This is a genomic window from Mycolicibacter minnesotensis (genome assembly GCF_010731755.1).
GTDB classification, from domain to species: Bacteria; Actinomycetota; Actinomycetes; order Mycobacteriales; family Mycobacteriaceae; genus Mycobacterium; species Mycobacterium minnesotense.
Map to the genome: position 1 here is coordinate 882,155 of NZ_AP022589.1, position 21,821 is coordinate 903,975.

19 protein-coding genes and 1 riboswitch are annotated in these 21,821 nt (G+C 67.1%); of the genes, 7 read left to right on the plus strand and 12 right to left on the minus strand.

From position 1 onward, the window contains the following. Window positions 1-3: 3 nt before the first annotated feature. Window positions 4-2,238, minus strand: coding sequence for an NADP-dependent isocitrate dehydrogenase (locus tag G6N09_RS04325; RefSeq protein ID WP_163752654.1), 2,235 nt, complete (start codon window positions 2,236-2,238; stop codon window positions 4-6). 144 nt (window positions 2,239-2,382) lie between these two features. Then, window positions 2,383-2,501, plus strand: a riboswitch (SAM riboswitch). A gap of 131 nt (window positions 2,502-2,632) precedes the next feature. Between G6N09_RS04325 and G6N09_RS04330 the strand changes: the two genes are divergently transcribed. Genes G6N09_RS04330 through G6N09_RS04340 form a run of 3 tightly spaced genes read left to right on the plus strand, consistent with a single transcriptional unit; the run spans window position 2,633 to window position 5,873 of the window. Further along, window positions 2,633-3,970 (plus strand): bifunctional o-acetylhomoserine/o-acetylserine sulfhydrylase, encoded by a 1,338-nt coding sequence (locus G6N09_RS04330; RefSeq protein ID WP_083023590.1) that lies wholly within the window; start codon window positions 2,633-2,635, stop codon window positions 3,968-3,970. 11 nt (window positions 3,971-3,981) lie between these two features. Next, window positions 3,982-5,121: a homoserine O-acetyltransferase MetX gene (metX, locus tag G6N09_RS04335; protein WP_083023587.1), complete on the plus strand. Its 1,140-nt coding sequence runs from the start codon at window positions 3,982-3,984 to the stop codon at window positions 5,119-5,121. Next, the gene (locus tag G6N09_RS04340; RefSeq protein WP_083023585.1) at window positions 5,118-5,873 is read left to right on the plus strand and encodes a class I SAM-dependent methyltransferase; all 756 of its coding nucleotides are present in this window, start codon (window positions 5,118-5,120) and stop codon (window positions 5,871-5,873) included. The genes metX and G6N09_RS04340 overlap by 4 nt, the downstream gene beginning before the upstream one ends. A 31-nt stretch (window positions 5,874-5,904) precedes the next feature. On the opposite strand, the gene G6N09_RS04345 is transcribed toward G6N09_RS04340, so the two are convergent. Next, on the minus strand, window positions 5,905-7,407 hold the full coding sequence (locus tag G6N09_RS04345; protein ID WP_083023583.1) for a PE-PPE domain-containing protein: 1,503 nt from the start codon (window positions 7,405-7,407) through the stop codon (window positions 5,905-5,907). A gap of 359 nt (window positions 7,408-7,766) precedes the next feature. On the opposite strand from G6N09_RS04345, the gene G6N09_RS04350 reads away from it, so the two are divergent. Then, complete coding sequence (locus G6N09_RS04350; RefSeq protein ID WP_083023582.1) at window positions 7,767-8,198, plus strand: DUF732 domain-containing protein; 432 nt, start codon at window positions 7,767-7,769, stop codon at window positions 8,196-8,198. Window positions 8,199-8,238: 40 nt separating this feature from the next. On the opposite strand, the gene G6N09_RS04355 is transcribed toward G6N09_RS04350, so the two are convergent. The 3 genes from G6N09_RS04355 to G6N09_RS04365 form a co-directional block, all read right to left on the minus strand. Continuing rightward, window positions 8,239-9,111 (minus strand): cyclopropane mycolic acid synthase family methyltransferase, encoded by an 873-nt coding sequence (locus G6N09_RS04355; protein ID WP_083023581.1) that lies wholly within the window; start codon window positions 9,109-9,111, stop codon window positions 8,239-8,241. A gap of 363 nt (window positions 9,112-9,474) precedes the next feature. Beyond that, window positions 9,475-9,765 carry a DUF3017 domain-containing protein gene (locus tag G6N09_RS04360; RefSeq protein ID WP_083023580.1) on the minus strand — a complete coding sequence of 97 codons (291 nt, stop codon included), beginning with the start codon at window positions 9,763-9,765 and terminating at the stop codon, window positions 9,475-9,477. Then, entirely contained in the window at window positions 9,762-10,610 is an 849-nt protein-coding gene (locus tag G6N09_RS04365; RefSeq protein WP_083023579.1) for a bifunctional methylenetetrahydrofolate dehydrogenase/methenyltetrahydrofolate cyclohydrolase, read from the minus strand. The genes G6N09_RS04360 and G6N09_RS04365 overlap by 4 nt, the downstream gene beginning before the upstream one ends. Window positions 10,611-10,817: 207 nt before the next feature. Between G6N09_RS04365 and G6N09_RS04375 the strand changes: the two genes are divergently transcribed. Together G6N09_RS04375 and G6N09_RS04380 are read left to right on the plus strand one after the other, a co-directional pair. Further along, window positions 10,818-12,002: an NADH:flavin oxidoreductase gene (locus tag G6N09_RS04375; protein ID WP_083023578.1), complete on the plus strand. Its 1,185-nt coding sequence runs from the start codon at window positions 10,818-10,820 to the stop codon at window positions 12,000-12,002. Window positions 12,003-12,013: 11 nt separating this feature from the next. After that, window positions 12,014-14,623, plus strand: a complete 2,610-nt coding sequence (locus G6N09_RS04380) for an ATP-binding cassette domain-containing protein (RefSeq protein WP_083023577.1) — start codon at window positions 12,014-12,016, stop codon at window positions 14,621-14,623. Between the two features lie 6 nt (window positions 14,624-14,629). Here G6N09_RS04380 and G6N09_RS04385 read toward each other — a convergent pair whose 3' ends face one another. The 6 genes from G6N09_RS04385 to G6N09_RS04410 all read right to left on the minus strand — a co-directional run bounded on the left by G6N09_RS04385 (window position 14,630) and on the right by G6N09_RS04410 (window position 20,204). Then, on the minus strand, window positions 14,630-15,199 hold the full coding sequence (locus tag G6N09_RS04385; RefSeq protein ID WP_083023576.1) for a pentapeptide repeat-containing protein: 570 nt from the start codon (window positions 15,197-15,199) through the stop codon (window positions 14,630-14,632). Beyond that, on the minus strand, window positions 15,196-15,729 hold the full coding sequence (locus G6N09_RS04390; RefSeq protein ID WP_083023921.1) for a GTP-binding protein: 534 nt from the start codon (window positions 15,727-15,729) through the stop codon (window positions 15,196-15,198). Before G6N09_RS04390 ends, G6N09_RS04385 begins: the two co-directional genes overlap by 4 nt. 58 nt (window positions 15,730-15,787) lie before the next feature. Beyond that, window positions 15,788-16,204 carry a DUF742 domain-containing protein gene (locus tag G6N09_RS04395; protein WP_407662682.1) on the minus strand — a complete coding sequence of 139 codons (417 nt, stop codon included), beginning with the start codon at window positions 16,202-16,204 and terminating at the stop codon, window positions 15,788-15,790. A gap of 17 nt (window positions 16,205-16,221) precedes the next feature. Beyond that, window positions 16,222-16,665, minus strand: a complete 444-nt coding sequence (locus tag G6N09_RS04400) for a roadblock/LC7 domain-containing protein (protein WP_083023574.1) — start codon at window positions 16,663-16,665, stop codon at window positions 16,222-16,224. Continuing rightward, the gene (locus G6N09_RS04405; RefSeq protein WP_083023572.1) at window positions 16,662-19,454 is read right to left on the minus strand and encodes an ATP-binding protein; all 2,793 of its coding nucleotides are present in this window, start codon (window positions 19,452-19,454) and stop codon (window positions 16,662-16,664) included. Before G6N09_RS04405 ends, G6N09_RS04400 begins: the two co-directional genes overlap by 4 nt. Before the next feature lie 417 nt (window positions 19,455-19,871). Continuing rightward, the gene (locus G6N09_RS04410; RefSeq protein WP_083023569.1) at window positions 19,872-20,204 is read right to left on the minus strand and encodes a DUF732 domain-containing protein; all 333 of its coding nucleotides are present in this window, start codon (window positions 20,202-20,204) and stop codon (window positions 19,872-19,874) included. Window positions 20,205-20,484: 280 nt separating this feature from the next. Between G6N09_RS04410 and G6N09_RS04415 the strand changes: the two genes are divergently transcribed. Beyond that, window positions 20,485-20,949: a tRNA (cytidine(34)-2'-O)-methyltransferase gene (locus tag G6N09_RS04415; protein WP_083023567.1), complete on the plus strand. Its 465-nt coding sequence runs from the start codon at window positions 20,485-20,487 to the stop codon at window positions 20,947-20,949. Between the two features lie 82 nt (window positions 20,950-21,031). On the opposite strand, the gene G6N09_RS04420 is transcribed toward G6N09_RS04415, so the two are convergent. Then, entirely contained in the window at window positions 21,032-21,673 is a 642-nt protein-coding gene (locus tag G6N09_RS04420; protein ID WP_083023566.1) for a nitroreductase family protein, read from the minus strand. Window positions 21,674-21,821 lie beyond the last annotated feature (148 nt).

The window sequence follows — 21,821 nt, forward strand, 5'->3', positions numbered from 1 at the left end:
CCATCAGTCCTTGGCGTCGATCGCAGCGTTGAGGGTCGGGCTGGGCCGCATGACCGCCGCGGTCAAGTCGTGGTCCGGCGAGTAGTAGCCGCCGATGTCCACCGCCTTGCCCTGCACCACGTTCAGCTCGTTGAGGATGGCGTCCTCGTTCTTGGCCAGCGCGTCCGCCAGACCGGCGAAGTGCTGGGCGAGATCGGCATCCTCGGATTGCCCGGCGAGCTCCTGCGCCCAGTGCTTGGCCAGGTAGTACTGGCTGCCGCGGTTGTCGAGCTCCCCGGTCTTGCGCGACGGGCTCTGGTTGGCGTCGAGCAGCTTGCCGATCGCCGAATCCAGGGTCTGGCCCAGGATCTTGGCGCGGGCGTTGCCGGTCTTGGCACCCAAGTCGTCGAAGCTGGCGCCGAGCGCCAGGAACTCGCCGAGCGAGTCCCAGCGCAGGTGGTTCTCCTCCACCAGCTGCTTGACGTGCTTGGGCGCCGAACCGCCGGCTCCCGTCTCGTACATGCCGCCGCCGGCCATCAGCGGCACGATCGACAGCATCTTGGCGCTGGTGCCCAGCTCCAGGATCGGGAACAGGTCGGTGAGGTAGTCGCGCAGGATGTTGCCGGTGGCGGCGATGGTGTCCTGTCCGCGGATCAGCCGCTCGCACGTGTACCGCATGGCCCAGACCTGCGGCATGATCTGGATCTCCAGGCCCTCGGTGTCGTGGTCCTTGAGATAGGTCTTGACCAGCTTGCGCAGCTCGTCCTCGTGCGGACGCTCGGTGTCCAGCCAGAACACCACCGTCATGCCCGACGCCCGAGCCCGCTGCACGGCCAGCTTCACCCAGTCCTGGATGGCGGCGTCGGTGACAGTGCACAGTCGCCAGATGTCGCCGGCTTCCACATTCTGAGTCAGCAGCACCTCGCCGGTGGCCAGGTCCACGATCTCGGCGACGCCGGCCTCGCGGACCTCGAAGGTCTTGTCGTGGCTGCCGTACTCCTCGGCCTTCTGCGCCATCAACCCGACGTTGGGGACGGTGCCCATGGTGGCCGGGTCGAACTGGCCGTGGGTCTTACAGAAGTTGATCATCTCCTGGTAGATCCGGGCGAAGGTGGATTCCGGGTTGACGGCCTTAGTGTCCTTCTGCCGGCCGTCGGCGCCGTACATCTTGCCGCCGGCACGGATCATCGCCGGCATCGAGGCGTCCACGATCACATCCGACGGTGAGTGGAAGTTGGTGATGCCGTTGGCCGAGTCCACCATCGCCAGCTCGGGGCGGTGCTCGTGGCAGGCGTGCATGTCCTCGATGATCTCCTCCCGCTGGGAGGCCGGCAGCGTCTCGATCTTGTTGTAGAGGTCGACCAGACCGTTGTTGACGTTGACGCCCAGGTCATCGAAGAGCTTCTGGTGCTTGGCGAAGGCGTCCTTGTAGAACACCTTGATGGCGTGGCCGAACACGATCGGGTGGCTGACCTTCATCATGGTGGCCTTGACGTGCAGGGAGAACATCACGCCCGTCTTACGGGCGTCCTCCATCTGCTCCTCGTAGAACTCGCGCAGCGCACGCACGCTCATGTACATCGAGTCGATGACCGTGCCGGCCAGCAGCGACACCTTCTCCTTGAGCACGATCGTCTCGCCGCTCTTGGTGGTGAGCTGCATCTTGACGTCGCGGTCGCGGTCCAGCGTCATCGACTTCTCACCGTGGTAGAAGTCGCCGTGCTTCATCGTCGCGACGTGCGTGCGGGAGGCCTGTGACCACTCACCCATGCTGTGCGGGTGCTTGCGCGCGTACTCCTTGACTGCCTTGGGGGCACGACGGTCCGAGTTGCCTTCCCGCAGTACCGGGTTCACCGCGCTGCCCAGGCACTTGGCGTAGCGGTCGTGGACGTCGCGCTCCTGCTCGGACTTGGGGTCCTCGGGGTAGTCGGGCAGCTTGAAGCCCTTGCCCTGCAGCTCTTTGATGGCTGAGACCAGCTGCGGCACGGAGGCGCTGATGTTGGGCAGCTTGATGATGGTGGTGTCCGGCAGCTGGGTAAGCCGGCCGAGTTCGGCGAGATTGTCCGGCACCCGCTGCTCGTTAGTCAGACAGTCGGGGAATGCGGCCAGGATGCGGGCCGCAAGTGAGATGTCGCTGGGTGTGACGTCGATTCCTGCGGGCCCGGTGAAGGCCTGCACGATCGGCAGGAACGAATAAGTCGCCAGCAGGGGCGCCTCGTCGGTCAGCGTGTAGATGATGGTCGGTTGGTCGGCGCACATGGCTGTTCTCCCGGCGTCAGGTTCGTGGCGAACGATTGTGTGCCGCGTGGTACACGGCGGGATCAGTATCGCGTACCTCACCGGCGTGCCGCCCGCCGGTGAGGAGGTGGCGACAGCTCCGGGAGATGCGATAGGCTGCGAGGCGGTCATGAGTGCCAGCGCGAAGCCCCGGCTTGCTGGCCGGCAACCCTCCAACCGCGGTGGGGTGCCCCGGGTGATGACCGGGTTGAGTAGCCGCCACGGCTACGCGGCAAGCGCGGGTCCGCCACAACGGGCCCCCCGAGTAGACAGGGGAACCTGATGCGTGCCTCTTTGCGCCCGTTCACCCGTTGTTGTTGTCGCTGACCCCACTTCTCTGCCCCAGCGACAACAATTCCGAGGAAAGCATTCATCGATGACCGACAACAACACCGACCCGAGTTCGCACTGGTCCTTCGAGACCAAGCAGGTCCACGCCGGGCAGGCCCCCGACGCGGCCACTAACGCCCGGGCGTTGCCGATCTACCAGACCACCTCCTACACCTTCAATAACACCGAGCACGCGGCCAAGCTGTTCGGTCTGGAGGAGCCGGGAAACATCTACACCCGGATCATGAACCCGACCAATGACGTGGTCGAGCAGCGGATCGCCGCACTTGAGGGCGGTGTCGCGGCACTGCTGTTGGCGTCCGGGTCTGCCGCGGCGACCTTCGCCATCCTCAATCTCGCCGGCGCCGGCGACCACATCGTGTCCAGCCCTCGGCTGTACGGCGGTACCTACAACCTCTTCCACTACTCGCTGACCAAGCTGGGCATCGAGACCACGTTCGTCGAGGACCCCGATGACCTGGAGTCCTGGCGAGCGGCAGTACGGCCCAACACCAAGGCCTTCTTCGCCGAGACCATCTCCAATCCGAAGATCGACGTACTCGACATACCGGGAGTCTCGGGCGTTGCCCACGACAACGGTGTGCCGCTGATCGTCGACAACACCGTGGCGACCCCCTACCTGATCCAGCCGTTGGCCCACGGTGCCGACATCGTGGTGCACTCGGCCACCAAGTACCTGGGTGGGCACGGCTCGGCGATCGCCGGCGTGATCGTCGACGGCGGCACCTTCGACTGGACGCAGGGCCGCCACCCGGGTTTCACCACCCCCGACCCGAGTTACCACGGGGTGGTCTTCGCCGACCTCGGTGCTCCCGCGTTCGCCTTGAAGGCCCGCGTGCAGCTGCTGCGCGACCTGGGCTCCGCGGTCTCGCCGTTCAACGCCTTCCTGATCGCACAAGGCCTGGAGACGCTGAGCCTGCGGGTCGAGCGCCACGTCGCCAATGCGCAGCGGGTGGCGGAGTTCCTGGAGTCGCGCGATGACGTGCTGAGCGTCAACTACGCCGGGCTGTCGAGCTCGCCGTGGCACGCCCGCGCACAGCAGCTGGCACCCAAGGGTGTGGGCGGCGTGCTCTCGTTCGAGCTCGCCGGCGGCATCGACGCCGGTAGGGCATTCGTTGACGCGCTGAAGCTGCACAGCCACGTCGCCAACATCGGTGACGTACGTTCGCTGGTGATTCACCCGGCGTCGACGACGCACGGCCAGCTCAGCGCCGAAGAGCAGCTGGCCAGCGGTGTTACTCCAGGCCTGGTACGACTGGCGGTCGGCATCGAGGGCATCGCGGACATCCTGGCCGACCTCGAACTCGGCTTCTCGGCAGCCTCGGCACAGGTCGGCGATTCGTCGGCGCTGGCGGCCCGTTGAGGCGGTCCCCGGTGACAATCTCCGACGTGTCCAGGCAACTGCTGCCCGCCGAGGGAGAGACCGGCGTGGTCGCCATCGGGTCGCTGACGCTGCAGAGCGGCGCGGTGCTCGATGACGTGCACATCGCCGTCCAGCGCTGGGGCGAGCTGTCGCCCCAACGCGACAACGTCGTCATGGTGCTGCACGCACTGACCGGGGATTCCCACGTCACCGGACCGGCCGGGCCGGGGCATCCCACCCCGGGCTGGTGGGACGGGGTGATCGGGCCCGGCGCCCCGATCGACACCAACCGCTGGTGCGCAGTGGCCACCAACGTGCTCGGTGGCTGCCGCGGATCGACCGGCCCGGGATCGCTGGCTCGTAACGGAAAGCCCTGGGGTTCGCGGTTTCCCGCGATCACGATTCGCGACCAGGTCCAGGCCGACATCGCCGCGCTGGCGGCGTTGGGTATCACCGAGGTGGCCGCCGTATTGGGCGGCTCGATGGGCGGCGCCCGTGGGCTGGAATGGATGGTCGGCCATCCAGACCGGGTGGGCGCCGGCCTGTTGCTGGCCGTCGGCGCCCGGGCGACCGCCGACCAGATCGGCACCCAGAGCACCCAGGTCGCGGCCATCAAGGCCGACCCGGACTGGCAGGGCGGTGACTATCACGGCACCGGCCGCAGCCCCAAGGCCGGGCTGGCGATCGCCCGGCGCATCGCCCACCTGACCTACCGCGGCGAGGCCGAGCTGGACCTGCGCTTCGCCAATGCCGCCCAGGAGGGGGAGGTTCCGGCCGACGGCGGCCGCTACGCGGTGCAGAGTTACCTGGAGCACCAGGGCGACAAGCTGGTGTCCCGGTTCGACGCCGGCAGCTACGTGGCCCTCAGCGACGCGCTGTCGAGCTACGACGTGGGCGCCGGACGCGGCGGGGTGAGTGCGGCACTGCGTGGCTGCCCGGTGCCAGCGGTGGTCGCCGGGATCACCTCGGACCGGTTGTACCCACTGCGGTTGCAGGCCGAGCTCGCCGAGCTGCTGCCCGGCTGCGAGGGACTGCAGGTGGTCGACTCCGACAGCGGGCACGATGGCTTCCTGCTGGAGACCGGCCGGGTCGGCGAACTGATCCGCCACACGTTGGACTTGGCGAGTTCGGCCCGGGACCGCCGACGGTGAGCCCGTCGGAGCAGGGCCGCCGCGACCGCTCACTGTCGTTCGGTTCGCAGGCCGCCGCCTATGAACGCGGCCGACCGTCCTACCCGCCGGAGGCCATCGACTGGCTGCTGCCGCCGGGTGCCCGCGACGTACTCGACCTGGGTGCCGGCACCGGCAAACTCACCGCACGTCTGGTGGAACGCGGCCTGGACGTGGTGGCCGTGGACCCGATCGCCGAGATGCTCGAGGTGCTGGCCACCGCGCTGCCCGGGACGCCGGCACTGCTCGGGTCTGCCGAGCAGATCCCGCTGCCCGACAACAGCGTCGACGCGGTCCTGGTGGCTCAGGCCTGGCATTGGTTCGATCCTGCCCGTGCGATCCCGGAGCTGGTGCGGGTGCTGCGGCCCGGCGGTCGGCTGGGACTGGTGTGGAACACCCGCGACGAACGACTGGGCTGGGTCAAAGAACTCGGCACGATCATCGGCCGCGAGGACGCCCGCGATGTGGTCGACGCGGGAGTGAGCCTGCCCGCACCGTTCGGTGACATCGAGAGCCACCACGTCGAGTGGACCAACTACCTGACGCCGCAGGCCCTGATCGACCTGGTCGCCTCCCGCAGCTACTGCATCACCTCACCCGACGCGGTGCGCACCAAGACGCTGGACCAGGTCCGCAACCTGCTGGCCACTCATCCGGCCCTGGTCGGGTCCACCGGCCTGGCGTTGCCCTACGTCACGGTGTGTGCACGGGCGACACTGCACGCACCGGATTAGGGCGGCCCCTCGAGCGGGGCCCGGCCCACTGTCAGGCGCTGAACAGATCCGTGAAGTCGTTGGCGATCGACTGAACCGCACCGAGAACACTGAGCAATTCGAACCCGATGGCGGTGGGAATCATGCCGAAGTCGGCCGCGAGTGGAAGTCCAATGGCGTTGGTCAGCATGGTCAGCAGGTCGTCATCGCCCTGGAAGGCGTTCAGGAACATGCTGATGTTGTAGGCGGGCATCGTGGTCAGCAACGAGTTGAAGACATCCGCGGTCGGCAGCAGCACCGAATACAGCGTGGAAGCCGCACTGGAGAACGTGTTGACGACCTCGCTGAGGCTGGGCAGCGCGAAGTCCGTCGGGGAGAACAGGGCACCGAGGGCATCGGTCGGGCCGTCCAGCGAGAGGTGTCCGAGGTCGTAGATGAAGTCGTTGAATCCCTGCTGCGCGCCCTGCGCCAGCGAGTTCAGCAGGGCGAAGACGTCGATGTCCTCGGGGAACACGCCGTAGTTGGTGAGGACGTTCGCCGGCCCCTGGTCCCAGCCACCGTGGGTCAGGACCCCGTCAACGTAGGTGTCGACATTTCCGTAACCCAGGTCAACGAGGATCCGGGTGACCGGCTCCAGCAGGTCATAGAGCGGCTCGCCGAAGACCGGGATGCCCAGCAGCGGCTGCAGTAGCGGCAGGATCTCTGTCGGGATCATGTAGTAGTTGGTGTTCAAGGCGGCCGAGACCCCGTCGGGCAGAACCAGGGGGCCGTCGTAGTCGGTCGATCCGAGCAACAGCTGCGCACTGTCGATGGAGTCCGGCTGGGCGTAGCCGGGGCCGTGCACGAACGCGATCCCCAGGACCGCGTTGAGCGTGGACAGCAGGTTGAGCGGGTAGCGGGGGAAGTCGGCGAATCCGTCGTACTCCGCGATGTAGATGTCGGTCGCGTACGGGGTGTCGGGCGTGCCGCCGTAGAACTCGATCCCCAGGGGCGCGATGTAGAGCGGCACTTCCGGCACCGCGAAGCGCGACAGCAGGCCGCCGTTGGGGAACATCTCATTGGCAATCAAGACGAAAGACAGCTGGTCGGGATCGGGGGCGTTGCCGGATTCGAGCAGCCGGCTCATCTCGACAGAGGACAGCACGGCGCTCTGGGAAACGCCGTAGACCACGACGTTGTCACCGTCGGCGATGCGGTCGCGCAGCGTCCAGTCGAGCATCTGCGCTCCCTGGTCGACCGAGGTGGCCAGCGGAAGGCTCTTGACACCGGTACCCGGGTACAGGCCCTCGGGCGTGAAGACGCCCTGCATGGTGTAGTCGCCGTACCCGAGGTGGGTCAGGTATTTGCTGGCCCAGGTGAAGTCCCACATCCCCGGGATGGGGGTTCCGGTGCCACCCATGATCAGGGCCACGTTGTCCAGCAGCGCCACGTCGGCAGTCAGGGTCGGCGCCCCGGAAGTCGAGGCCGCCGCGACCGGCGGGGCGATCACCGCAGCAGCACTGGACACGGCCAGCGCTGCTACACCGAGTGAACGGAACGTGGGGCTGACCTTCATGGCGACCTCCGGCGGCGTGCATGCGACTTGCTGTTGCTTGCAGCACCTTAGCGTCTACATGATGGAAACCTGAATTGAATCTGAATAACTCGGACTTTCTACTGTAGAACTTTCCGTCGCGGAGGGCGTTCCTCCGCGGGGATCGTCCGTAATCCGACTTATGGCCGATCTGCGCAGGACGAGTCCGGCTACCCGGACGAGTCGGCCGCGCCGGCCGCATCCCGGCTGGTATTGGACCGTAGGCAAACCGTGACCGGCCCGACTCACCGGTGTTACCACTTTGATGCAGGATTTCAACCAGGCCGTTCGGACTTCAGTCCCGGGCAACGCTCGGCGCCGCGCGACGACGAGGGGGACCCATGCGAGGCTTCGTGAGAGGCGCGGGCGCAGGAGCCCTAGGCCTTATCGCCACCGCAGGATTGGCGGCGCCGGCGCAGGCAAGCCCGGTCGACACCACATTCCTCACCGATCTGGCTGTGGCCGGCATCCCGGTCAGCGACCCGACCACCACCGCAGCCCTCGGCCAGTCCATCTGCCCGATGCTGAAAGAGCCCGCGGGTACCGCTGCATCAGTGGCGGCCCCCATCGCCGGGATGGGCGGCGGCCCCAGCATGTCACCACAGATGGCACAGCTGTTCACCGAGATTGCGGTCCAGATCTACTGCCCTCAGATGCTGTCCCAGCTGGCCACCGGCCAGGTGCCGGACCTCCCCCAGATCCCCGGGATGTCCGTCGGCATCCCCGGCCTCTCCGGTGGCATCCCGGCCATACCTGCCATCCCCCGATTCTGACGGCGGTTCAGAGCGCGCTCAAAGCGCGCTTCGGACCGGATCACCGGGCCGACTTCTGCAGGGTGAACTGGTTGACGTCGATGTAGCCGGTCCGAAAGCCGTTGGCACAGCCCGTCAGGTAATGCATGTACCTGTCATAGACCTCGCGGCCCTGGACTTCGATGGCCCTGTCCCTGTTGCGCTCCAGGGCGGCCGCCCAGCAGTCGAGGGTCCGTGCGTAGTGCGGCTGCAGTGACTGCCTGCGGGTCAGGGTGAAACCCGCTCGGGCCGAATGCTCCTCGACCATCTCGATGGTGGGCAAGCGGCCGCCGGGGAAGATCTCGGTGGCGATGAACTTGATGAAGCGGGCCATCGAGAACGTCAGCGGCATGCCGCGCGCGGTCATCTGCGGCAACGTCAGGCCGGTGATGGTGTGCAGCAGCATCACGCCATCGGCCGGCAAGGCCTCGTAGGCCATGGCGAAGAAGTCGTCGTAGCGCTCGTGCCCGAAGTGTTCGAAGGCCCCGATGGACACGATTCGGTCCACCGGTTCGCCGAAGTTCTCCCACCCCTCGAGCAGTACTCGCTTGGTGCGCCTGCCGTTCATGCGGTCGAAGACGGACTCCACATGGGTGGCCTGATTCCTGCTCAAGGTCAGGCCGATGACGTTGACGTCGTGACGTTGAAGCGCGCGCCGCATGGTGGCGCCCCAGCCACAACCGATGTCGAGCAGCGTCATGCCTGGTTGCAATCCCAGCTTGCCCAGCGCCAGATCGATCTTGGCGATCTGCGCCTCTTCCAGGGACATGTCGTCACGTTCGAAGTAGGCGCAGCTGTAGGTCTGGGTCGGGTCGAGAAAGAGTCGGAAAAAATCGTCAGACAGGTCGTAGTGAGCCTGCACGTCATCGAAATGCGGTGTCAGTTTTGTTTGCATAGCAATGTGCTCTCGACCCAAGGCCGAAAGCCTCCCCCTTCTTGTGTGCTCCGATCGCGCTTGTGTGCTCCGATCGCGCGCCCCACGTCGCAACCGCCGAGGTGACAACGCCACCCCACAGGCTGAGACAGGATGCGCCGGATCGATTCCCCAGTTCGCCTGACCAGGCCCGCCATCGCGCGACGGCCCGTCCTTGCGCTGTATTCATGGCGGGAATCCCCCTCCCGACACGGCCGACCCACGCCGGGCGGCCGGACTGAGGTGTTCCCGCAACGCGCGATCACCAAACCCAACGCGGATCGGTGGGCGGTGGGCGAATACGCCGCTACAGCGGCCAATAAATTATCGGCCGGGTAAAGAGAATTAGCTGGTACCGAGCGGATCGATCGTCGCGGCCACGTAGAGCATCACCGTGGCCGCCGTCGTCATCGTCGCGAAGTCCAGGCCCCGGTCACGTAGCACCAGCAACCCGGCCCGGTCCTCGGAGAGCACCAACCTCAGCGCGGCGGCCACCCCGGTGCCGATCCCGATCAGCAGCGCGCCGCGCCGCCAGAAGTTCGCCCCGGCCAGTATGAACGCCGCCGCGAAGATCAGCCCGACCAGCAGGATCGGCCACTGCGCGGCGATCACCCGACGGACGCCGACGGACTTCACAGCGTGCTCTCGACCCGTTCCACCACGTTGGTCAGCAGGAATGCCCGGGTCAGCGGGCCCACGCCGCCCGGGTTGGGTGACACGTGACCGGCCACCTCCCACACGTCGGGGTGGACGTCGCCGACCAGCCCGGCGTCAGTACGCGACACCCCGACGTCGACGATGGCCGCGCCCGGACGCACCATGTCGGCGGTGAGCATGTGCGGTACCCCGACCGCGGCCACGATGATGTCGGCCTGACGGGTGAGCTCCGCCAGATCACGGGTCCCGGTGTGGCACAGCGTGACGGTGGCATTCTCCGAGCGGCGGGTCAGCAGCAACCCCAGCGGACGACCGACCGTCACGCCGCGGCCAATCACGACGACATGCGCACCGGCGATCGGCACCTCGTAACGGCGCAACAGGTGCACGATGCCGCGCGGGGTGCACGGCAACGCCGCCGGGGTGCCCAGCACCAACCGACCCAGGTTGGTCGGATGCAGCCCATCCGCATCCTTCGCCGGATCGACTCGCTCAAGTGCGGCGTTCTCATCAAGGTGCTTGGGCAGCGGCAACTGCACGATGTATCCGGTGCATTCATCGTTGGCGTTCAGCTCGTCGATGGTGTCGTTGAGCTGGGCCGGACTGCAATCCGCCGGCAGGTCCCGGCGAATCGAGGTGATACCCACCTTGGCGCAGTCGGCGTGCTTGCCACGCACGTAGGCGTGCGAGCCGGGGTCATCCCCGACCAGGATCGTGCCCAATCCCGGCGTGCGTCCTTGGGCGGACAGCGCCGCCACTCGTGCCTGAAGGTCGACGAAGATCTCGTCGCGCGTAGCCTTGCCGTCCAACGTTATTGCACCCACGCGGACAGTCTGGCATGCCCGCGTGCGGCACAGACGATGGCGACCCGCTGCGCCCGGCTTCGCCGCGCTTGCGATCGCCGCGCAAACCCAAACATGGCGACCCGCTGCGCCCGGCTTCGCCGCGCTTGCGATCGCCGCGCAAACCCAAACATGGCGACCCGCTGCGCCCGGCTTCGCCGCGCTTGCGATCGCCATTAGGCTCCCGCTATGCCCGTTCCCGACGTCTTCAGTCCCGCGAAGCTCGGCCCGATCACGTTGCGCAACCGGATCATCAAGGCTGCGACGTTCGAGAACCGCACGCCCAACGCACTGGCCTCCGACGACCTCGTCGAATATCACCGGCTCCCGGCCGCCGGCGGCGTCGGCATGACCACCGTCGCCTACTGCGCGGTCTCGCAGGGCGGGCGCACCTCCAACGACGGGCTGTGGATGCGCCCGGAGGCGGTCGCCGGGCTGCGCCGACTCACGGACGCGGTACACGCCGAGGGAGCCCTGGTCAGCGCTCAGATCGGCCATGCCGGCCCGGTCGCCGACGCACGCTCCAACAAGGCCCGCGCCCTGGCCCCGGTGCGGTTCTTCAACCCGATCGGCATGCGTTTCGCCAAGAAGGCCACCCGCGACGACATCGACCAGGTCATCGCTCAGCACGCCGACGCCGCCCGCTACGCCGTAGACGCCGGATTCGACGCCGTCGAGATCCATCTGGGCCACAACTACCTGGCGAGTTCGTTTCTGAGCCCGCTGATCAACCGCCGCTCCGACGAGTTCGGCGGGTCGCTGTCCAACCGCGCCAAAGTGGCCCGCGGCATCGTCGAAGCGGTTCATCGCGCGGTGGGCGGCCAGATCGCAGTGACGGCCAAGCTGAATATGGCCGACGGCGTTCGCGGCGGTATCAACCTGGACGAGTCGCTGACCACCGCGAAGTGGTTGCAGGACGACGGCGGTCTGGACGCATTGGAGCTGACCGCCGGCAGTTCCCTGGTCAACCCGATGTATCTGTTCCGCGGGCACGCCCCGGTCAAAGAGTTCGCCAAGGTCTTTCCCCCGCCGTTGAGCTGGGGCATGCGGATGACCGGCAACAAGTTCCTGCGCGAATATCCCTACACCGACGCCTACCTGCTGGATAACGCGCGACTGTTCCGCGCTGAGCTGTCGATGCCGCTGATCCTGCTGGGCGGGGTCACCAACCGCGCAACGATGGATCAGGCCATGGCCGAAGGGTTCGAATTCGTGGCGATGGCACGGGCGTTGCTGGCCGAGCCTGACCTGGTCAACCGGATCGCCGCCGAGTCGTCGACGCTCTCGGAATGCATCCACTGCAACCAGTGCATGCCGACGATCTATGAACGCACGCACTGCGTCGTTACCGGCGCACCGGACGTAACTCGCTAGAGTTGACGGCGATGAGTCACCCAGCCCCGCCGGTGCTGACCGTCCGTTACGACGGATCACAAGGCACGTTCTCCGCAGGCCACGACGTTGTCATCGGACGTGACCTGCGCGCTGACGTGCGGATCCCCCATCCCCTGGTGTCGCGGGCTCACCTACTTCTGCGCTTCGAGCAGGGTCGGTGGCTGGGTGTCGACAATGGCTCCCTCAACGGGATCTACGTCAACGGCCAGCGAGTACCGGTGGTCGAGATCCGCGATGGACAGGCCGTGAGCCTCGGCAACCCGGACGGGCCGCGGGTCTCCTTCGAGGTGGGACGGCACCAGGGCCAGGCCGGCCGGCCTCCGCAGACCGTCTCGATCCAGGTCCCCCAGCCCGGCATCGCACGCCCGAGCCGGCCGCCGCAGTCGCAGGGTTGGCCCTCACCGCCAGTCCAACAGCCCTACCGGCCGCCCACGGGACCGGCGCCCTACCCCCCACCACCACCGGCGGCGCCCCGACCACCGGTCTACCCGGCCGGCCCCTCCGGCCCCGTAGGCGAACCAGCGGCGCTGCGTCCGAACTATCAGCCGGCGCCCGCAGAGGTGTTCCAGCCCCAACAGTCGGCCACCCGGATGGCACCGGTATCGGCGACGCCGCCGGAGGCCGGCAGCATCGCCACCCGAATGATCGACATCCTGAGGCCCTCCTCGGCGTCAGCACCCAACGCGCCGGCCGGAGCGCTGACCATCGGCCGCGCCATCGACAACGACGTGGTGATCTCCGACGTGCTGGCCTCGCGGCACCACGCCATGCTGGTTCCGACACCGCTGGGCACTGAGATCCGCGACAGCCGGAGCATCAACGGAACATTCGTCAACGGCGTCCGCATCGGCTCGGCGATCCTGTCCGAGGGCGACGTCGTCACCATCGGCAACGTCGACCTGGAACTTCACGGCGGCACTCTGGTGCGTCGCACCGATTCCACCCCCGGCAGCGGCGGCCTTGAGGTCCGCGATGTCTGTTTCGACGTCGAGGGCGGCAAGCGGCTGCTCAACAACATCTCCCTCAACGCCCGGCCGGGCACCCTCACCGCGATCATCGGTGGCTCGGGTGCGGGCAAGACCACCCTGGCCCGGCTGATCGCCGGCTACACCAGCCCCAGTTCCGGAATCACTCTCTTCGAGGGACACAACATCCATTCCGACTACGCCTCGCTGCGCAGCAGAATCGGGATGGTCCCCCAGGACGACGTGGTGCACCGCCAGCTGACCGTCAACCAGGCACTGGGCTACGCAGCCGAGCTACGGCTACCGCCCGACAGCAGCCAAGCCGACCGCGATCAGGCGGTCGCTCGGGTGCTCGAGGAACTCGAGATGACCAAGCACGCCGAGACTCGGGTGGACAAGCTCTCCGGCGGTCAGCGCAAACGTGCCTCGGTGGCGTTGGAGCTGCTGACGGGGCCCTCGTTGCTGCTGCTCGACGAACCGACATCCGGTCTGGACCCGGCACTGGACCGTCAGGTCATGCTGATGCTGCGCGGCCTTGCCGATGCCGGTCGTGTGGTCATGGTGGTCACCCACTCGGTGGCCTACCTCGATGTCTGCGACCAGATTCTGTTGCTCGCTCCCGGCGGCAAGATGGCCTATTGCGGTCCGCCCAAAGAAGTCTTCCCGGCCATGGGCGCCGACAACTGGGCCGACATCTTCGCCAACGTGGGTGCCGACCCCGACGAAGCCAACCGGCGCTTCCTGGAACGCGACGGCGGCCAGCGGTCCTCTGCGGCGGTAGCCGAGACACCGCCGGCCGACCTCGGCAAGCCGGCGGCCACCAGCCTGCTCAAACAGCTCTCGACGATCGCGCGCCGCCAGATCCGGCTGATCGTCTCCGACCGTGGCTACTCGATCTTCCTGGCACTGCTGCCCTTCATCGTGGGCATTTTGTCGCTGACCGTCGAAGGCAGCCATGGACTGGGCATACCCGGCCCCGATGCGCCCACCGAACCGCGCTACATCATGGTGCTGCTCAATATCGGCGCTGTTTTCATGGGTACCGCGCTGACCATCCGAGATCTGATCGGCGAACGCCCGATCTTCCGAAGAGAGCAGGCCGTCGGACTGTCGACGGTGGCCTACCTGCTCGCCAAGATCGCGGTGTTCTGCGTGTTCGCCACGATCCAGGCCGCCATCGCCACCACGATCGTGGTGGTGGGCAAGGGCGGCCCCGCACGCGACGCAGTGCTGTTGGGCAGCGTGAATTTCGAGCTGTTCCTCGGGGTGGCCGGCACCTGTGTGGCCTCGGCGATTCTCGGCTTGGCGCTGTCGGCATTCGCGCAGTCCAACGAGCAGATCATGCCGATGCTGGTGGTGTCGATCATGTCGCAGCTGGTGCTGTCCAGCGGAATGATCCCGGTCGGCGGCCGGACCGGCCTCGATCAGTTGTCCTGGCTCACCCCGGCGCGCTGGGGATACGCGGCGGGCGGGTCGACCGTCGACTTCAACACCCTGATGAATGCGCCGCAGATCCCCAAAGACCGGCTATGGGACCACACCAGGGGGATCTGGCTGCTCGACATGGGGATGCTGGCGTTGCTGTCGGTGTGCTACAGCCTGCTGGTGTGGTGGAAGATCCGGCTCAAGCGTTAGCCGGTTTCATGCGTCCGCAGCGCCGTCCAGCCGCAGCCCGTGGGCGGCGGCATAGGTGATCGCCTGAGCGATGTCGATCCGGGTGCCAGTCAGCGATGCCGTGGTCCACAACGTCGGGTCGACCCGTGCGCCACGCAGATCCGCCTCGTCCAGCCGGGTGCCGATGGTGCGCGCGCCGGTCAGGTCGGCACCACACAGCACCGCTTTGCGCAGGTCGGCCTCGACCAGATTGGTCTCGCGTAACCGGCAGCCGCGCAAGTCCACCGTCCGCAGATCAGCGCCACCGAGTCCGGCCAGGGTGAAGTCCACCTCGTCGAAGACCAACGGCCGCATCCGGCACTGGATGAACTGCGATCCCAGCATGCTGCACTGGGTGAACTCGCTGTGCCACAACGAAGCCCGCTCAAAGTGACAGTTGCGGAAAGCCGACCCCTGGTGCACCGACTCGCCCAGGTCGGCACCGGTGAAGTCGCAGTGGTCGAACACCACCCGTTCGGTGCGCAACCGCGACAGGTCAGCGTCGCGAAAGTCGTGGCCGACGAATTCCTGGCCGACCCACTCAGTGGCGGCGGTCAAGCCTGCGGCGCCAGGGTGGACAGGGCGTATTCGCTGATCGCGATGAGAGCGTCACGGGCCGAACGGGGGTCGCGGGCGTCGACGGCGATCACCGGGATGTGTTCGGCCAAAGCCAGCGCCTTGCGCACTGCGGCGACGGGGTACCGCGGCGCGCCGTCGAACTCGTTGACCGCGATCAGGAACGGCAGATTGCGGTGCTCGAAGAAATCCACGGCAGCGAAGCTGTCCTCCAGTCGGCGGCAGTCGACCAGGATGATCGCGCCGATCGCGCCACGCACCAAGTCGTCCCACATGAACCAGAACCGGCGCTGGCCCGGCGTGCCGAACAGGTACAGCACCAGGTCGTCGGCGAGTGTGAGTCGGCCGAAGTCCATCGCGACCGTGGTGGTCCGCTTGTCCGGGGTGGCCTCCAGGGTGTCGACGCCGACCGATGCGTCGGTGACCAGAGCCTCGGTACGCAACGGCATGATCTCCGAGACGGTGCCGACGAACGTGGTCTTGCCGACCCCGAATCCACCGGCGATGACGATCTTCGTCGAGGCCGAGTCCCGGGGGGCTGCGGACCGGTCTGGGAGCCTCTCTGGGGGCCTATCCCAGCGCTCGTAGGCCACGAAGCGTCCTTCCTATCAGGTCTCGCCGTTCGTCCCGGGTGGAAGCCTCGGTCAGCGTGGCCCGCACCCGAAGGTATCCGGACGTGACCAGGTCACCCACCAGCACCCGAGCGACGCCCAGCGGCAGGTTGAGCCGCGCCGAGATCTCGGCGACCGACGGTGACCCCTGGCAGAGTTCCACGATCCGGCCGCGCGGATCGCTGACCGGCCACTGGTTGGGCTGCGCCACCCGCAGGGTCTGCACCGGAGCTTCCAGCGGTAACAGTACGTCGGTGTGGGTTCGTCCGGCCGTCAGCGTGTACGGCCGGACCAGACTGGCCTCAGTGTCGGGCGGGTCGGGGGCCGCGGGGATCTCCGGCGCCCGGGGCCGGGCCCATTGCTCGGGGCTGTCCATCACCATTCACCGGCACCTCACGAGTGGGCGCCCCGCGCCTGCGCCGATCGGCGTGCGGACTGGACCACCGCGCCGACCCGCTCCACCAGTACCGCCATCTCGTATCCGATCTGACCGATGTCGCACGACGTGCTGGCCAATGTCGCCAGGTGCGAGCCGTCTCCGACCCGCATCAACAGCAGGTAGCCGTGCTCCATCTCCACCACCGACTGCAAAACCCGACCGCCCTCGAACAACTGGGACGCCCCGGTGGCCAGGCTGGCCAACCCGGAGGCCACCGCGGCCAACTGGTCGGCGCGCTCGGTGGGCAGATGCTCGCTGGCTGCAACCGTCAGGCCGTCGACCGACACCAGCACCGCATGCGACACCCCGCGCACCTCACGGGCGAAGTTGGACACCAGCCAGTCCAACGAGCCTTCGGCGGCACGGCGATGCGCGCTGGAATCGGTGGGGAATGTCATGGCTGGTTCTGTCCCTGGTCGCTGTCCACACTCTGCTCCACGTCGTTCTCCCGGGCGTGCGATCGGGCGGCGTGCACCCCGCCGAAGTGACTGCTGATCGAGGCGCGGATCGCCGCGGGATCGCGTTCCGGTGTCTCCGGGGCGCGCCGGGACGGTTCACCATTGGATGTTACCGGCCGTTCGTGGCCACCCGGCACTTCAGTGTCATCCAGATGTTCTTCGGCCGATGCCGAGCCAGGTATCAACCGGGCGCCCGGCTCGCGGACGGGCAGGCCGTGTTCCGTGTGCGCAACAACAGGTACGTTCTCCGCTTCGGCGGCAACCGACCAACCGCGGTCCCATACCGACTGCCAGTCCAAGTCAGCACGCAGGGCGGCCTCGTTGGGGTCGTTGGCAAGCGACTCCGAGAGCATGCGCTGATAAATGGAGTCGGTCTCTACATCGGAAGCGGTGGAGCTCACCCGGGTACGCGCCGCGAAATATCCCGACGTGTCCGCCGGAGAGAATTTCTCGCCGGAAGGCTCGGCGGCGCGCTGCGGTTCCGCGGCGGGCGACGCGGCCGGGCCGGCCGCCGGCTCCTCGGCCTCCCACCAGGGTTGCGGCAGCTCGCGGCGCACGTGTTCGGTATCGGCCGGCGCCTGCGCCGGTTGTTCTGGCGGCGCGATGGGCACGCCGGTAATTCCGCTGGAACCCGGTGTGCGTCGCGGCAGCAGCGAGACGCTGGGACCGGATTCGGCGGCCTCGGGCGGCTCGGCCTGCGGGTGGGACGCGGGCTCGTACGATTCGGGCTGCGACGCCTCGGCGTGAGCCACGTAGGGCGCAGCCGACGGCGCGAAGACCGGCGCCGAGGCGAGCTCCTCGCCGGGCCGGACGGTCAGCAGGTGCGGGGGCAGATACACCTCGGCGGTGATACCGCGAGACCCCTGCGACGCCGGGAACAACCGGACCTCGGTCTGATGTCGAGCCGCCAGCCGGGAGATCACGAAGAGGCCCATGTGCCGGGCGTTCTCGGGGCTGAACTCCCCGCCCGCCGCCAGGCGCATGTTGGCCATCCGCAGGTCCGCGTCGGTCATGCCCAAGCCGACATCGACGACCTCGACCACCACCCCGCCGTCGTTCTCGAATCCGGCGACCACCCGCACCGGCTCCGTCGGCGCCGAGTACCGCAGCGCGTTGTCGATCAGTTCCGCAAGCAGGTGCACACAGTCCGCCGCGGCCGTACCGATCACGGTGGTGTCGGGCACCAGCACGGTCTGCACCCGGTCGTAGCCCTCGACTTCCGAGGCGGCGGCGTTGATCAGGGTCGCCAGCGGAACCGGCCGACCACGCTCGTGCGGCACGCGGGCACCGGCCAGTACCAGCAGGTTCGCGCCGTTGCGCCGCATCCGGGCAGCCAGGTGGTCCAGCCGGAACAGACTTTCCAGCCGGTCCGGATCGTCCTCATTGCGTTCCAGCCGGTCGATCAGGGCCAACTGCTGGTCGACCAGGGACCGGTTGCGCCGCGACATCGTCTCGAACATCTCGTTGACCAGACCCCGCAATCGGGCCTCGTCACCGGCGAGCAGCAGCGCCTGGGCGTGCAGCTCGTCGATGGCATGGGCGACCTGCCCCACCTCCTCGGTGGTGTAGACCGGCAGCGGGTCAGGGTCACGCTCAGAGCCGGGCACGCCGGCACGCAACCGGGCGATCTCCTGTTCGAGGTCAGTGTGGGCCACCTGCAACGCGCTGTCCCGCAGGGTGCGCAGCGGACGCACCAGGGAGCGAGCCACCAGCCCCACGGCCAGCAGGGTCGCGGTGATCGCGGTCAGCACCAACGCGATGTCGCGCAGCGCAGCAGCACGCCGGTCCGCGGCCCGGTCCTCCACCGCCTGGGTCACCGCTCCGGTGTTCTCACTGATCAGGCGGGCAGCGATCTGGTCGGTGGTACGGATCGAGTCGCGCAACACCGGGTTATTGGGCAGCACCTGTTCGGGATCGGCCAGGATCGACATCCGAATCACCAACTGCTGTTGCAGCGACTTGGCGTCCGGCGAGTCCACGCCGAGCACCTCGGTCATGCCGAACAGGGTCGACGGCTCGGTGCCGGCCAACGTCATCATCGAGCTGCGCAGCTCCGGGTCGGGCAGTTCCCCGCCCCGGTTGACCAGAAGTTCCTGCATCATCATCTGGCCCCGGGCGCCGACGGCACGGCTGAGAGCCTCGGTCTGCGATCGGATGCGCTCACTGTCCACCCGCACGGAACCGGTGATGGTGTCCTCGGCGGTCAGCAGGATCGGGGCGTAACCGGTCACCTCGTCGCGCAGGCCGACCCCGGTGGTCGACACCTGACTCAGCAAGTTCTGGCCGCGATCGATCAGCGACTCCACTCCGGATCGCACGTCGGTGGCCACATCGGTGTGCGACAGCTGCGACTGGAGCTCGGACTTACGGTTCTCGAAGTTCTTCCGGGCACCCTCGGCGTCGCCGTCGGAGGACACCGCCACCAGCGCGTCGCCCAGCGCCGACATGTAATTGGTGATCGGCGGGATCATCTCGGCGCGGTCGGCCACCAACCGGAGCCGGTTGGCCTCGGTGAGCGCGTCGGCGACCCGCAGTCCGCCGAACACCCCGGCCAGCGCCAGCGGCAGCAACGCGATCGCCAGCACCTTCCAGCGCACCGGCCAGTTCCGCACCGACCATCGCGACGGACGCTTGAGGCCCGCAGCCTCCGGCTGCTGACCGTCCACGGCTGACTCGGCGGGCTCGTTACTGGCTTGGTCCACCCCTTCCGGGTGGTCAAAGAGTGTCACCGGTCGGCGGCCGATTCGCCGACCGCTCGGCTGAGATTCACCGTCTGCGCCTCATTCATCGGACTCTCTCCGGACATCGCGCCCGTACAGCGGATCGCGGTGTGATTCACGGCATAGCAATCCGACGAGTATGACAGTCAGGCCACGGCCATGACCAGGATTTTTACTGAACAGAACACTTTCCGAGACCTGCGCGTGTCATGGCGAACTCAGGTCGAGCAAACAGGCCGGCGACCACGATCGACCCCCCTGATCCGGCTCTGGTGTTGTTGGACATCCCCAACTGAAGTGGCCGGATCACCGTCGGCGGCTTCACGTCAGCGGGATGGGCGAATAAACAGTGCAGGCACCTGACCCGAGCGAACCGGGGTCTAGTGCCTGCAGAATAAGACACGCCATAACAACGACGCCAGCCCGTCAGCACAAATGTTGCTGCGCGGCTGTTATGAAGATTCGGTAATTATCCTGAGCAGCCGGGAGGGTGGTTGCAACCATCTGGTCCGGCGTCAGCCCCAGCTGCAGCTGGTTGCACACGTCATGACCGTTCGCGACTGCCACGTCCGGACGCGTGATGAGCCCGGGCGCCACCGGGATGCCCGTCCCACCGAAACTCATAGCCGACCAACCGTTTTCACGTAGCGCGTCAAGGAAGGTCTGCTCATCGGCGTGAGCTGCCGGTGCAGCCAAAACTCCAACGGAGAATCCCATTGCTGCAATGGGAGCAACTACCCCCGCTTTACCAAAAAGCATTTCGATTCCCTATTCTTTTTGCGATCAGCACGACTCGGACTGCGAGATTACCGCGCCCCGACGAGGTACGCGATTTGTCTCGAGAATTCATCCCGGACCGAAGACCCAGGCGAGTTTGCGACAGACATTTCTGAAGTTCTTTGACGATTTGCGGGGAGCCCTGGACCGGCCCGCAATGCACCGTGAACTTCCTGGTTGGCTTCGACAGGCATAGCCTTCCTGATACGCGGCGACCGGAGGCCGGTCGCTTCTTGGCCTGCCGTGATACGAGGATGCTGCTGTGTTCAGAGTGCTGTTCTATTCGCCGCGCATCCCGCCCAACACCGGAAACGCGATCCGGATGGTGGCCGCGACCGGAGCGGAACTGCATCTGGTGGAGCCTCTGGGCTTCGACCTGTCCGAGCCGAAGCTGCGACGGGCCGGTCTGGACTACCACGACTTGGCCTGGGTGACGGTGCATCCGTCCCTGCCTGCGGCATGGGAGGCGTTGGGACAGGCTCGGGTCTTCGCGTTCACCGCTGGCGCCACCACGCCCTACACCGACGTGCACTACTTACCCGGCGACGTGTTGATGTTCGGTCCCGAACCCACCGGCCTGGATGAGGCGACCCTGGCCGATCCGCACATCACCGCGCGACTGCGGATCCCGATGCTTCCCGGCCGACGGTCGCTGAATCTGTCGAACGCTGCCGCGGTGGCGGCTTATGAGGCGTGGCGCCAGCACGGATTCGCCGGCGGGGTGTGAGCTGTCACCCGGCGCCGAACGTCGGGTTATGGCACGCGATTCCTTCGAAAACGTGACATACCCCGACATTCACCGCTGGCGATCACCAGGTGTCGAAATGCACCACCTGCTCGGCCGGCAGCCGCTTGGCCGGCTTGAAGTCGGTGCCCTTGGCGTAGGCGATCGGGAACAGTCCGCCCTGGCTGTACTCCTCGTACGGAATGCCGAGCACCTCGGCGGCCTGACGCTCACCATCCCCGAGCAGGTGCAGTGTGGTCCAGCAGGAACCCAGGCCGCGGTTGCGCAGCGCCAGGCAGTAGCTCCACGCAGCCGGGAACAGTGACGCCCAGTAGGACGCGCTCGACGGCCGCTGTTCAGGCCGGCCCGCCAGGCACGGGATCATCAGCACCGGGACGTCCTGCATGTACTCGGCCAGGTACTTGGCCGAACCGCTGACAAACTCCATCCGCTCGCTACGCACGTCACCCTCGCCGTAGTCCGGCTTGAGCTGGCTCAGGTAGGGAGTGGCGTTGACGCGATAGATGTCGGCGATCGCCTGCTTCTTGACCGGGTCGGTGACAAACATCCACTGCCAGCCCTGAGCGTTGGAACCCGTCGGTGCCTGCAAGGCGATCTCGAGGCACTCCATCAGCACCTCGCGGGGAACCGGCTTGTCGAGATCGAGACGCTTGCGAACCGATCGCGTGGTGGTCAGGACTTCGTCGGCGGACAAGTTGAGGTTCATGGATGGAGGCTACCGTCGGGCTCATTGCGGCGGCCCAGCTTCGACTCTCCTGCGTCGAACCTCGCTGACCGCCGGGCTTACTGCGGCGGCCCAGCTTCGACTCTCCTGCGTCGAACCTCGCTGACCGCCGGGCTTACTGCGGCGGCCC

What these genes read in the sequence shown, in the direction of transcription:
- G6N09_RS04325 (WP_163752654.1), bottom strand. Translation starts at nt 2,238, where the DNA reads ATGTGCGCCGACCAACCGACCATCATCTACACGCTGACCGACGAGGCG.
- G6N09_RS04330 (WP_083023590.1), top strand. Translation starts at nt 2,633, where the DNA reads ATGACCGACAACAACACCGACCCGAGTTCGCACTGGTCCTTCGAGACC.
- G6N09_RS04345 (WP_083023583.1), bottom strand. Translation starts at nt 7,407, where the DNA reads ATGAAGGTCAGCCCCACGTTCCGTTCACTCGGTGTAGCAGCGCTGGCC.
- G6N09_RS04350 (WP_083023582.1), top strand. Translation starts at nt 7,767, where the DNA reads ATGCGAGGCTTCGTGAGAGGCGCGGGCGCAGGAGCCCTAGGCCTTATC.
- G6N09_RS04355 (WP_083023581.1), bottom strand. Translation starts at nt 9,111, where the DNA reads ATGCAAACAAAACTGACACCGCATTTCGATGACGTGCAGGCTCACTAC.
- G6N09_RS04375 (WP_083023578.1), top strand. Translation starts at nt 10,818, where the DNA reads ATGCCCGTTCCCGACGTCTTCAGTCCCGCGAAGCTCGGCCCGATCACG.
- G6N09_RS04380 (WP_083023577.1), top strand. Translation starts at nt 12,014, where the DNA reads ATGAGTCACCCAGCCCCGCCGGTGCTGACCGTCCGTTACGACGGATCA.
- G6N09_RS04395 (WP_407662682.1), bottom strand. Translation starts at nt 16,204, where the DNA reads ATGGACAGCCCCGAGCAATGGGCCCGGCCCCGGGCGCCGGAGATCCCC.
- G6N09_RS04400 (WP_083023574.1), bottom strand. Translation starts at nt 16,665, where the DNA reads ATGACATTCCCCACCGATTCCAGCGCGCATCGCCGTGCCGCCGAAGGC.
- G6N09_RS04410 (WP_083023569.1), bottom strand. Translation starts at nt 20,204, where the DNA reads ATGCTTTTTGGTAAAGCGGGGGTAGTTGCTCCCATTGCAGCAATGGGA.
- G6N09_RS04420 (WP_083023566.1), bottom strand. Translation starts at nt 21,673, where the DNA reads ATGAACCTCAACTTGTCCGCCGACGAAGTCCTGACCACCACGCGATCG.